Genomic DNA, 11479 nt, shown 5'->3' with positions numbered 1-11479 from the left:
CATAAGCGTTGCTAGCCAAGCTCTATCTCGTGGGCCTGCAGGTAGTCTCGGTTCATCTCGACACCGAGACCCGGCTTCGACGCCAGCTTGAGGCTGCCGTTCGAGACATCGAGTGGCTCGTCGATGAGGTGATTATATTTGTCCAGGTTCCACTCCGACGTTTCGAGCTTGTAGAAGTTGGGAACCGTCATCATCACCTGCGCTCCCGCAACCACATTGATCGGTCCCGCGGCGTCATGGGGCGAGACCGGGATGTAGTAGGCTTCGCACAGGGCGGAAATCTTCTTCAGTTCGGTAATGCCGCCGGTCCAGGTAACGTCCGGCATGATGTAGTCCGCAAGCCTGTTCTCGAGCACCGGCACGAAATCCCATTTGGTGTGGCCGCGCTCGCCCCACGAGATGGCGGCACTGACCTTCTCACGCACTTGCTTGAGAGCATTGAGGCTTTCTGGCGGGCATGGCTCCTCGAACCAGTCGATCTGGCCGGCTTCCTCGAGGCTTCGGCAGAGGCGAATGGCGGTGGGGACGTCGAAGCGGCCATGCGCGTCGATGAGAATGTCGACATCGGGCCCCGCCGTTTCACGGATCAAAGCCGTTAGTTCGGCAGCCTCGCGCTCGTCCTTGCGGGTCATGCTGCCATCGAGGTAGCCGTCCCGCTGTTCGCGCGCCAAGCCATCGGCGATGCGGCCCTGGTGGGGGAAAGGATCGAACTTCAGCCCGGTGTGTCCGGATTCGACGATGTCTCGAATTTCGCGGACCACAGCCTCCTTGCTGGTAAACTTGGCCTGGTTGGGATGGGTATAGAGCGCGATTTCATCGCGCACCGGTCCGCCCAGCAGCTCGTAGATCGGCTTGCCTAGAACTTTGCCGCGAATGTCCCAGAGCGCTATGTCGATAGCGCTCACGCATTCGACCGCGGCGCCGCGGCTGCCCATATAGGTGAAGCTGCGGAAAATCTTGTGCCAGAGATGCTCGATGCGCGCCGGATCCTCACCTGTGACGGCAACACCGATCTGCCGCAGGATCGTGCACAGCGCGCGGTTGGCGAGCCTTGTGGTGGTGGTGATTTCCCCCCAGCCACTCACCCCTTCGTCGGTCGTCACCTCGACGAACAGGAACTCTCCCCAATAGGAAGCATCGGACTTGATCAGCCACGGCCGAACGCTCGTGATTTTCATCTCTCAACTACCTCTGTCTGATGGCCGGACCAATGATTTTCTGGGCTGGAAATTCTATCCGGCCCGAGCGGCGTTGCGCGCACGCATCTGTTCGAGAACGTGCCGGCCGGAACCCTCGACATGGCGGGCAATGAGCTCGGCCGCCTCGTCGGCATTTCCGGCTTTGATATGCGCGATGAGCTCGCGGTGTTCACGCATGATGGCGGCCCGCCGCGCGAGCGTGAAATTGAAACGCCGGCTCACGGCTCGCAGCACTTCGCGATGCTTCCACCAAAGCTCGGCGGCATGGCGGTTGTAGTGGCGCTGGTACATTACGGTGTGGAAGGCGGTATCCAGTTCACTGTGCCGCAATGTGTCGGTGAAGTTGTTCTCTTCGATCAGAGCCTGGATGCGTTCGAGTTCGGCGATGTCCTCGCCGGTCGCCATGTTCACGAACCATCGCGTCAGGGCCGGCTCGATCAGGACTCCGATCTCGTAGATATCCCGGACAAAATCCTGGTCTATGGGCCGGACGCGCGCGCCACGGTTGGCGACAAAGGTGACGAAGCCCTCCCCTCGCAACAGCTGCAGCGCCTCGCGTACGGGGTTGGTCGAGGTGCCGTGACGCCGGGCGAGATCGGTGACCACAAGCCGTTCGTTGGCGGCGAGCCGTCCCTCGATGATGTCTTCCCGGATCAGCTCATAAAGCGAGGCGCCCTCGCTGGACGCCCCGATGGGATCAATCCCCACGGGTGGCTCTGCTTTGAAATCGCTTGTTTCGGCCAAAGCCGGCTCCCCCGATTAGTACATCACATGCTCGATATCATACACGCGTTTTGCAAACAATGTACGATCGGGTGCGTTGACAGGCAATCCACGATCTGAAAACGTACCAGATGATCGAAGGGATACATTGAGCAGAAGGACACATCCCGCACGGTCGGACGAGCCCTTGGCGCACGGCGGCATGGGAGAATCTGGGAGGATACTATGACGAGGATTACACTCGGCGGTGCCGTCCTGCGCGGCACAGTCGCCACTGCTTTGATGGCGTCGCTCATGTCGGGATCGGCGCTGGGTTCGCCGCCGGTCGATTTGAGCAAGTGGTCGCCGGAATATGTGCGCTCCATCGCCGGCACACAGGATTTCGACACGGCCGCCGATTGCGGCAAGGTCACTCCGCTCGACTACAAGGGGCGACTGACGTTCTGGTATCAGGGCGTGTTCGAGGGCGACCCCGACCTGCTGCGTCAGTACTACAAGGATTTCTTCGAGACCTTCCGCAAGACCTATCCGAACATCCAGCTCGAGGATCAGGCCCTCACCTACAACGACCTTCTCGACAAGTTCCGCACGGCGCTGCTGGGCAATGCCGCGCCGATGGCGGTCCGCCTGCAAATCCTGGGTGGAACCGAGTTCGCCTCGAAGGGTTATCTGCAGCCGCTCAAGCCGGAAGATGTGGGCTATCCCACGGAGGATTTCTGGCCCGGCGCCATGAAGGCGGTAACCTGGGATGGCGTGACCTACGGCATTCCCACCAACAATGAGACGATGGCGTTCATCTGGAACGCCGACATCTTCAAGCGTGCGGGCCTCGATCCGGACAAGGCTCCGGCGACCTGGGACGACGTCGTCAAATATTCCAAGCAGATCCATGACAAGCTCGGCATTGCCGGCTACGGCCTCGTGGCGCGAAAGAACGCCGGCAACACGCCGTACCGCTTCATGCCGCAACTATGGGCCTATGGCGGCGGTGTCTTCGACGAAGCCTCCGCGAACCCGACCTATAAGGAGGTCGAACTCAATAGCCCGCAAAGCAAGGCGGCGTTGCAAGCCTCCTACGACATGTATGTTCGCGACAAGTCGGTTCCGGTTTCGGCGCTCACCAACCAGCAGGCCGATAACCAGCCCCTGTTCGTCGCCGGCCAACTCGGCATGATGGTCTCGCACCCGTCCGACTATAACGTCATGCTCGACCTGCAGAAGAAGGCAACGGGCGCCGACAAGGAGAAGGCGCAGACCGTCATCGACAACATGCGCTACGGCCTGATCCCGACCGGCCCCGACGGCAAGCGCGCCGTCGTGTTTGGCGGCTCGAACATTCACATCCTGAAGCCCGAATATGTCGAGGGCGGCAAGGTGGACGAGCCGGCCGCAAAGGCCATCATCTGCATGTGGACGAGCCCTGAATGGTCGTTGAAGATGGCGTATGCCGGCTCGAACCCAGGCAACCTCAACGGCTTCAAGACCAAATGGATGAAGGAACGTCTGGACAACATCAAGTTCCTCGATGTCACCACCTCGATGTTGCCATACGGCATTCCGTTCCCGGCGCTGCCGCAGTCGCCCGAGATCATGAATATCATCGTCCCGGACATGCTGCAGAACGCCCTGACCGGAGCGATGACCGTCGACCAGGCTGCCGACGATGCGGCCGAGAAGGTGAAAAACCTGATGGACGGACTCTAGTCCGGGCCTGACCTGCGATCCGACCGGCTGTGCCGACAGTGCGTGCAGCCGGTTTGCTCCTAACAACAAGGGCACGCCATCGTGACGATCGTGACCGGCAAGGCCGAGGCTCGCCGAAGATTGCAACCCGGTAGCTCCGGCATGCTGCGGAATATCTGGGAGCATCGCGCCGACTACGCATACGTGCTTCCAGCGATCGCCGTGATGCTCATCGTCATCGCCTATCCGATCTACTACACGGTCGAGCTGTCGTTCTTTAAGACGCCGCCTGGCCTGCAGCTCCGCGACAAGACCTTCATCGGATTGGACAACTACACGGCCATCCTCACCAGTCAGGTGTTCTGGAAAGTCACCTTGAACACCCTGATCTGGACGATCGCATCCACCTTCGTTGCCTTTGCCTTGGGATTTGCCGCTGCGCTGGCCCTCCACCGCGAGTTTATCGGCCGGGGTGTCCTGCGCGCTATCCTGATCATTCCCTGGGTCATCAGCGCGGTTGCCGCCTCCTATATCTGGAAGTGGATTTACCATTCGGACTTCGGCATCATCGGCGCGGTGCTGGTCGGCCTCGGATTGGCTGACCGGCCGCCGAACTTCATCGACAACGTCAGCACGGTGCTGCCCTCCTTGATCGTCGTCAATATCTGGCGCGAGTTTCCGTTTGCCATGATCATGATGATGGCCGGTTTGCAGACGGTCCCCGACCAGTTGCTGCGCGCCGCGGAAGTCGACGGGGCCAATGCATGGCAGCGTTTCTGGCACGTCACCTTCCCGCATCTGCGCAACGTCTCGACGGTGACGATCCTGTTGCTCGCGGTGGCCAATTTCAATTCCTTCATCATCCCGTGGATCATGACCGGTGGCGGGCCGTCGAACGCGTCGCATATCTGGATCACCCACATCTATGAGCTCGCCTTCGGCCGGCAGCGATGGGGTGTCGCATCGGCCTATTCGGTACTCCTGTTCCTCATGCTGATGGTGCTGGGCTACTTCTACGTTCGTGCGCTGGCCGGCAACGAGCGCAAAGAGGGGAGCGCATGAGCACGATCGTCGAGACAGCCCCTCGAGGTCCGGCCCGGCGCCGCATGCGCATCGACGGATGGCGGTGGGCCGGGCGCATCTTCCTCGTGTTCATGCTGCTTTACACCGCGTTGCCGATGATCTGGATGCTGATCACATCGATCAAGTCCGGGTTCGCGGCGATGCAGTTCCCGCCGCAATGGTGGCCGGAAGAGCCTACCCTGGCCAGCTACCAGAAGCTGCTCGATCCGCAAAACAGCGTCGGTCAGGACTTCCTGCGTTTTTTCTGGAATAGCCTCTACGTGTCGACGGTCACCACAATCCTTTCGGTGATCGTGGCCGTTCCTGCTGCCTACGCGTTTTCGCGCTTTCGTTTCCCCGGTCGAAACTTCCTGTTCTTCACCGTGCTTTTGCGCAACATGTTCCCGGCGGTGATCTTTCTCGTGCCCCTCTTCATCCTGATGCGCGCGATCGGTTTGGTGAACACGCATGGCTCGCTCATTCTCACCTATCTCACCTTCGGCCTGCCGCTGGCGATCTGGCTGCTCAAGGGCTTTTACGACAACATTCCGGTGCAGCTCGAGCAGGCGGCGCGGATCGATGGGGCGACCCGGTTCCAGGCCTTCATCCTGATCGTGATGCCTCTCTCGACGCCCGGAATCATCGCCACCGCGATCTATTCCTTCATTGGCGCCTGGAACGAGTACATCTATGCCTACACCTTCCTTTCCAAGAACGAGCAGTTGACCCTGCCGGTCGGCATACAGCGTTTCTTCTCGGAGAATACGACGGACTTTCCGGGCCTGATGGCGGCCAGCTTCATGATGAGCGTGCCCGTCGTGGTGCTGTTCCTCCTCCTGCAACGATACTTCGTACGCGCCCTTACAGAAGGCGCGGTCAAACACTAGAGCCGGATGATTTCAGGTCTGTTCGACCTGAAATCTGAATCCGCCTCTAAATCAAAGAGATAGAGCATGATGTCGTCCGAAAACCGCTTCACACTTTTCGGCATCATGCCGTAGGGAGTTGCCGATGGCCCACGTGGTCCTGAGAGATCTCGTCAAGACCTATGGCGGCTTCAAAGCTGTCAACGACGTTTCGCTGACGGTCAATGACGGCGAGTTCGTTGCGCTCGTCGGCCCTTCGGGCTGCGGCAAGACAACCACGCTCAATCTTGTCGCGGGATTGATCCCGGTCACATCGGGCGACATCGTCATCGGCGACCGCGTGGTCAACGACCTCGACCCCAAGGACCGGGACATCGCGATGGTGTTCCAGAACTACGCGCTCTACCCGCAGAAATCGGTCTACAAGAACCTGGCGTTCCCGCTGCAGATGCGCAAGCTGCCCAGGGACGAGATCGACAGGAAGGTCAAGGAAGCGGCGCGCGTGCTCGACATGACGCACCTTCTCGAGCGCAAGCCGCGCGAACTTTCAGGCGGGCAGCAGCAACGTGTCGCCTTGGGGCGCGCCCTCGTCCGCGACCCTGCCGTTTTCCTCATGGACGAGCCGCTCTCCAACCTCGACGCCAAACTGCGCGTCCAGATGCGCTCGGAGATCAAGCGCTTCCACCAGGACCTCAAGGCGACCATCATCTATGTCACGCACGACCAGCTCGAAGCCGTGACCATGGCCGACAAGATGGCGGTGATGAACGGCGGCTACCTGTTGCAATACGATTCTCCGGCGCAGGTCTTTGCCCATCCGGTGAACATGTTCGTCGCCAGCTTCATCGGCAGCCCGGCGATGAGCCTTGTTCCACTGGAGGCATCGACAGCAAACGGCAACACTGCGTTGACCGGCGCGGAGGGCTGGAGCCTTGAGCTCTCGCCGCTCAACGCCCGGAAGGTTGCGGGGGCAACGTCGAGGAAAGTCGTGCTCGGCGCACGTCACTCGACCATCAGGCTCCACAAGAGCGCGGTGCCAGGCAGCGTCCCGGCCAAGGCCTATACAGTGGAGCCGACCGGAGACGTCACCTTCGTGCAGGCGTTGCTGTCAGGCGCCATCGTCAACATCAGCGTGTCCCCCAACATCGTCGTCGCACCTGACGAGCAGATCTGGCTCGAGTTCGACCAGGAGCGGCTGCATCTGTTCGATGGCGAAACTGAACTGGCCCTCAAGGCCGGCTGAGACAAGACGGGGTTCATTGGGAACGTTGGGGATGACTGAAAAGCTTAAGATCACCGCGATCAAACCCTATCCTGTATGGGTTGGAACGCGTAATCAGATGCTCGTCAAGATCGAGACCGACCAAGGCGTCTTCGGCTGGGGCGAGAGCGGCTTGAGCGGGCGCGAAAAGGCCGTTGCCGGCGCGGTCGAGCATTATCGCGAGTTTCTCATCGGCCGCGACCCGATGCAGATCGGGCGGATCTGGCAGGAGGCATATCGCAGCCAGTACTTCGAGGGCGGGCGCGTTCTGCAGGCGGCGATTTCCGCCATCGACATCGCCCTGCACGACATCAAGGGCAAGGCGCTGGGGGTGCCTGTCTACGAACTGCTGGGCGGCAAGCAGCGCGACCGCATCCCCACCTTCGCCTCGACCGGAGACGAGGCCGAGGGCGACGTCGCCATCGAACGAGCCCGGGAGCTGCGCGCACGGGGGTGGCAGGCGATCCGCTTCTTCCCCGCAGGGCAAAGCAGCAGGGACATCTTCGAACCCCGCGAGTCGATCGGCGCTACCGCGAGCATGCTGAACAAGGCGCGCGAGGCGCTTGGCGACGACGTCGTTCTCGGCATCGACTATCATCATCGGCTGTCGGTGGCAGAGGCGGCGAGCTTCTGCAACAAGCTCGGCCGCGGCGTGCTGGATTTCCTCGAGGAGCCGATACGAGACGAGACACCTGAAGCCTACGAATCCCTGCGCAGGATGACCGACATCCCGTTTGCCATCGGCGAGGAATTTGCCAGCAAGTGGCAGTTCCTGCCCTACATCGAGCGCGGCATCCATCAGTTCAACCGTCTCGATGTCTGCAATGTCGGCGGGCTCACCGAGGCGATGAAAGTCGCCGGCTGGAGCGAGGCGCACTATGTCGACCTGATGCCGCACAATCCGCTTGGTCCGGTGTGCACGGCCGCGACCCTGCATCTCGCCGCCGCCGTACCCAACTTCGCGTGGCTCGAGACCAGGGAACCCGAGACGAAGCTGGGCTTCGACAATTCCGACTTCTTCCCCGTGCAGCCACGGCTCGACGGTGCCGACTATCCGGTCAGCGACCTGCCGGGCCTCGGCGTCGAGGTCAACGAAGCGGCGGTCCAGGCGGAGGCTTTTCGTTTCTGGGAAGCGCCTCACCTCAGGCGCCGGGACGGGTCTGTTACGAACTGGTAGTTCCATCTCAACCGGAGTCCACAATGACGCATATCCCTGACATCACGCGACCGTCCAAAGACCTCATTGACGCCCTGAGGGAAATCGGCGCCGCGACGGTTGCCGGCACGCTGGGCCACATGGGTTTCCGCAATCCTCACATGGTCGGTCCGGTGGCGCAGAACCATGGAAGTCGATCGTCGGGCCGGCGCTGACGCTGCAGTTCCTGCCGCAGCGGCCGGACCTCTTCAGCGAGGGAGAATACGCCGACCCGGAAACGCAACTGCACCGGCACGTGCTCTATCACGCGCAGGAAGGCGATGTGGTCGTCGTCGACGCGCGCGGTGACATGAGCTCGGGCGTCTTCGGCGATATGATGTCGACCTATTTCAAGGGCAGAGGCGGCGCGGGCATCGTAATCGACGGCTGCATGCGCGACCGGCCCAATGTCGAGAAGCTCGATCTGCCCCTATGGCTGCGCGGCTGGACGCCCAACTACCATGTGCAAACCAGCATCTATCCGAACGCCGTCAACGTTCCGATAGCCTGTGGTGGTGTCACGGTGATCCCGGGCGACATTATCATCGCAGACGACGACGGGGCGGTTGTGCTTCCCGTCGCAATGGCGGCAAAGGTAATTGAAGAATCGAAAAAACATCACGATTGGGAGGAGTTCTCGCGCGAGAAGCTCATGCAGGGCGCCCCGCTGCAGCGCTACTATCCGCTGCACGACGATGCTCGCGGCGAATATGAGGAGTGGCGCAAAGCCAATCCAGTGAAGGGCTGAGGCCCGGCAGCAACGGCATTCGGCATGCAGCCGTTCAAGAGGTGATTGTTGCCCGCAATACGTGGGTTTTGAGACCCTTGCCTTCGGCTACATGCCTGGTCCCACTCGAAAACCCTGCCGACGGGCCTCCCGATCCAGAAAAACGCTTTCCTCGGGTGAAGCGGCGGCTCCGATACGGAAGGTGAAGGACGTCACATGCGTCGCATTGGTGTCGATCCCACAGTGAAAGCGCACATGATACCAAGTCGTCGCGGTACGAAAAGCGGTATCCGGGGCGTCCAGAAGATTGCCGACCTCTAGTGGAATGCTTGGGAGCAATACGGGGCGATAAGCGGCGTCGTTCAGTTGCTGACCCAGAAGATTGGAGCAAAGGTCGGCTACGCGTTGCCCCCGTGGCACGTCGGCCATCGAGTTCGTTGCGAAGGGATCGCCGGTAGCGCCTTTTGAAAAAAGCTTGCGAACACCCGGAAGCCCCGCATACGCTAGTGAGTTGGCCGTGGGGTTTGGCTCTGCGGCCTTTGCGCGCGGCGGCTTCGCGGCCTTCGCCGGGCTGGGTTTCGGTGCAGTGTCGGGTCTGGCCTCAGGCGCCTGAGCCGACGCAGGAAGCTCGATCTCACCGCCATCATCAGCCGAAGGTGTTGCAGCGGCCGATTCGTGCCTGTCGGCGTCAGGAGCTCCCGCCTCCTGTTTGTCAGCTTCCGGCTTCTCATCGATGCTGGCTGGCTCCGCCGGCTTTGCAGCGTCGGGCGTCGGTTCAGATCTGCTCTCCGCATCGGTTGGCGTGGCAGCCGGCTTGGGCTCGCTGTCCTTGGCGGTGGACGACGCTTGGTCCTGAGCGCTTCTCCCATCCAGCGATTTCCTGGGGCCGGTGTCTTTGTCACCGAACTGGAATGCAGGCTTCAGGACTTTCTCTGACGGCAGGTTGTCCGGTACCGACTTTTCGACCTTCTTTTCAGGCTGACTTTTGGCTTCGGGTTTCGGCTTTGGTGGTTCGGGCGGCGGCACGAGTGCGACATTGATAGGTTGCTCCTCCTGCGGCTGCTGGGCAGGAACGGGCAGGCCATAGACCAGGAACGCGGTGATGAGCGCATGCAGGACCAGCGATGCGGGCAAGGCCCACAGCAAAGTCCGCCGCCGCTCGGATGTCTCGGTCTTCATCCCTCACGATGTGGAGCGAAACTGCGGCGGCATCAAGCGTGGCAACCGTATTGGCGCATTCAGCCGCAGCTCAGCAGTGAGGAGACGACGCATGATTGCTTCTCGCCGCCGGCTCCATTCTCTGCATGCCCGCCTCCAATCTCAGCGACGCAGGCTGGCGTCGCGGGCACGCTCGCGGAGCTCTTCGCGAGAAAGGCCCGCATCCGCCAATATGCTGTCTGGAAGCCGCCTCAAGCTCGCAAGCGTCTGGCGATAGGCAAGCCAGCGGGCGAAACGGTGTCGAAGTTCATGCAACATGATCGTCTCCTTGGCGAGCGGGATACCCACGCTCTTGGATTGGTCGAAAACGCAAAGCAATCGCGCAAAGCGTATGCACGATCGAACGGATTGCGCTGACTGCCTGGCCAACCGAGGTGCCTGTCATTTTCCCGCCAGGGCAGAATTATCAAGCGCTTCCAATGCCTATATACTTGCGCGTGATGGCCGCTTCGCGCTACAGCCACGGTCGCAAGGAGTTTTTCATTTCTGCAAAATGGATATTGGCTGGGACGATCTGAGGTTGTTTCTCGACGTTGCGCGGCTGGGTGGCCTGAGCGCGGCGACGGCAACCACGCGCCTCAGCGCAGCCACACTCGGACGACGCGTCACCGCGCTCGAAAAGCAGATCGGCGAAGCGCTGTTCGTACGTCAGCAGACCGGCTACCGACTAACCCCGGTCGGTGAAGAACTGCTGCGGCGCGCCGAAGACGTCGAAGCAGCAATGCAGTCGCTAACCCGCTGGCGCGAGGGAAACCTGCCCGACCGCATTGTCCGCGTCTCGGCCGGGCCATGGACCTCGGCCTTCGTTTCCACCCATATCGGCGAAATCTGGACCGTCGATGACGGCATCAGGGTGGAACTCGTCACCACCACCGACCGGGTCGACATCGGTCGCCGCGCCGCCGATATCGGCATCCGCAGCGAGCGCCCGACCGAACAGTGGCTGGCCGGCCGTCAGAGCGGCAAGGTCGCGTATGCCATCTATTCCGGACGCCACCTGATCAACGGCATCGCCGCCGGGTTGTTCGTCGGCGTCACCGGCGAAGGGGCAAACATTGCCTCGGCGCGCTGGCTGCAAGCCCATCACGGCGATCGCATCGCCGTGCGCGGCAACAACACCCATTCAGTGCGCGAATTGGTGGCCGCAGGCGCCGGCCTTTCGATCTTTCCGTGCTTCGTCGGTGACAGCGATCCGCGGCTGGTTCGCGTCGCTCATCCTATCCCAGAACTCGAAACCGACCAGTGGATCGTCACCCACCATGAGGAACGCCACTCCCCGCCGGTACGAAAGATTGCCGACCGGATTGCCGCTCTGATGCGGGCCCATCAGCCGTTGTTTCGCGGCAAGATGCCGATCCGCTAAGCGTCAGGCGTCGATCGGCCGCCAGATTCTCAAGGTTCTGGCGCGTGAGGCGGGCGCGTGAAGCTTGAAGGGGTTGGATCCCGGATTGTGGATTTTCGCTGGCCAGAAGCCGGGCCAATTCCGGAAATTGGCTGGAGACTCGTCCAAAAGGTCGGCTCGTTCAGGCGTATATGGTACAAGTC

General features: G+C 61.3%; 10 protein-coding genes and 1 pseudogene. 7 read left to right on the top strand and 4 right to left on the bottom strand.

Going from position 1 to position 11479, the window contains the following annotated elements:
• Window positions 1–11: 11 nt before the first annotated feature.
• Together NLY33_RS14740 and NLY33_RS14735 are read right to left on the bottom strand one after the other, a co-directional pair.
• Window positions 12–1178: a mandelate racemase/muconate lactonizing enzyme family protein gene (locus NLY33_RS14740; RefSeq protein ID WP_023681194.1), complete on the bottom strand. Its 1167-nt coding sequence runs from the start codon at window positions 1176–1178 to the stop codon at window positions 12–14.
• 54 nt (window positions 1179–1232) lie between these two features.
• Window positions 1233–1943, bottom strand: a complete 711-nt coding sequence (locus tag NLY33_RS14735; protein WP_023681193.1) for a GntR family transcriptional regulator — start codon at window positions 1941–1943, stop codon at window positions 1233–1235.
• 204 nt (window positions 1944–2147) lie between these two features.
• On the opposite strand from NLY33_RS14735, the gene NLY33_RS14730 reads away from it, so the two are divergent.
• The 6 genes and pseudogenes from NLY33_RS14730 to NLY33_RS14705 all read left to right on the top strand — a co-directional run bounded on the left by NLY33_RS14730 (window position 2148) and on the right by NLY33_RS14705 (window position 8737).
• Window positions 2148–3626, top strand: coding sequence for an ABC transporter substrate-binding protein (locus NLY33_RS14730; protein WP_023712166.1), 1479 nt, complete (start codon window positions 2148–2150; stop codon window positions 3624–3626).
• Window positions 3627–3707: 81 nt separating this feature from the next.
• The gene (locus NLY33_RS14725) at window positions 3708–4667 is read left to right on the top strand and encodes a carbohydrate ABC transporter permease (protein WP_023704648.1); all 960 of its coding nucleotides are present in this window, start codon (window positions 3708–3710) and stop codon (window positions 4665–4667) included.
• Window positions 4664–5554, top strand: a complete 891-nt coding sequence (locus tag NLY33_RS14720) for a carbohydrate ABC transporter permease (RefSeq protein ID WP_023681190.1) — start codon at window positions 4664–4666, stop codon at window positions 5552–5554. The genes NLY33_RS14725 and NLY33_RS14720 overlap by 4 nt, the downstream gene beginning before the upstream one ends.
• Before the next feature lie 124 nt (window positions 5555–5678).
• Window positions 5679–6776: an ABC transporter ATP-binding protein gene (locus tag NLY33_RS14715; RefSeq protein WP_023704647.1), complete on the top strand. Its 1098-nt coding sequence runs from the start codon at window positions 5679–5681 to the stop codon at window positions 6774–6776.
• A 31-nt stretch (window positions 6777–6807) separates the two neighbouring features.
• Window positions 6808–7971: a mandelate racemase/muconate lactonizing enzyme family protein gene (locus tag NLY33_RS14710; RefSeq protein ID WP_023704646.1), complete on the top strand. Its 1164-nt coding sequence runs from the start codon at window positions 6808–6810 to the stop codon at window positions 7969–7971.
• A gap of 23 nt (window positions 7972–7994) precedes the next feature.
• A pseudogene (locus tag NLY33_RS14705) lies at window positions 7995–8737 on the top strand (ribonuclease activity regulator RraA).
• 87 nt (window positions 8738–8824) lie between these two features.
• On the opposite strand, the gene NLY33_RS14700 reads toward NLY33_RS14705, so the two are convergent.
• The gene (locus tag NLY33_RS14700; protein ID WP_023681185.1) at window positions 8825–9895 is read right to left on the bottom strand and encodes a DUF930 domain-containing protein; all 1071 of its coding nucleotides are present in this window, start codon (window positions 9893–9895) and stop codon (window positions 8825–8827) included.
• Between the two features lie 141 nt (window positions 9896–10036).
• A complete protein-coding gene (locus NLY33_RS29505; protein WP_023681184.1) occupies window positions 10037–10192 on the bottom strand; it encodes a YjiS-like domain-containing protein in 156 nt (51 codons plus the stop codon).
• Between the two features lie 235 nt (window positions 10193–10427).
• Between NLY33_RS29505 and NLY33_RS14695 the strand changes: the two genes are divergently transcribed.
• Window positions 10428–11297 carry a LysR family transcriptional regulator gene (locus NLY33_RS14695; protein ID WP_023668092.1) on the top strand — a complete coding sequence of 290 codons (870 nt, stop codon included), beginning with the start codon at window positions 10428–10430 and terminating at the stop codon, window positions 11295–11297.
• Window positions 11298–11479: the final 182 nt, after the last annotated feature.

Origin of the sequence: Mesorhizobium sp. C432A (assembly GCF_030323145.1) — a bacterium.
Lineage (GTDB): Bacteria > Pseudomonadota > Alphaproteobacteria > Rhizobiales > Rhizobiaceae > Mesorhizobium.
The sequence above is the reverse complement of the archived record's forward strand: the minus strand, read 5'-3'. Positions and strand labels throughout refer to the sequence as shown.

Excerpts from the sequence above, each read along its gene's own strand:
- NLY33_RS14740 (WP_023681194.1), bottom strand. The coding sequence starts at position 1,178 with ATGAAAATCACGAGCGTTCGGCCGTGGCTGATCAAGTCCGATGCTTCC.
- NLY33_RS14730 (WP_023712166.1), top strand. The coding sequence starts at position 2,148 with ATGACGAGGATTACACTCGGCGGTGCCGTCCTGCGCGGCACAGTCGCC.
- NLY33_RS14720 (WP_023681190.1), top strand. The coding sequence starts at position 4,664 with ATGAGCACGATCGTCGAGACAGCCCCTCGAGGTCCGGCCCGGCGCCGC.
- NLY33_RS14715 (WP_023704647.1), top strand. The coding sequence starts at position 5,679 with ATGGCCCACGTGGTCCTGAGAGATCTCGTCAAGACCTATGGCGGCTTC.
- NLY33_RS14710 (WP_023704646.1), top strand. The coding sequence starts at position 6,808 with ATGACTGAAAAGCTTAAGATCACCGCGATCAAACCCTATCCTGTATGG.
- NLY33_RS14700 (WP_023681185.1), bottom strand. The coding sequence starts at position 9,895 with ATGAAGACCGAGACATCCGAGCGGCGGCGGACTTTGCTGTGGGCCTTG.
- NLY33_RS29505 (WP_023681184.1), bottom strand. The coding sequence starts at position 10,192 with ATGTTGCATGAACTTCGACACCGTTTCGCCCGCTGGCTTGCCTATCGC.
- NLY33_RS14695 (WP_023668092.1), top strand. The coding sequence starts at position 10,428 with ATGGATATTGGCTGGGACGATCTGAGGTTGTTTCTCGACGTTGCGCGG.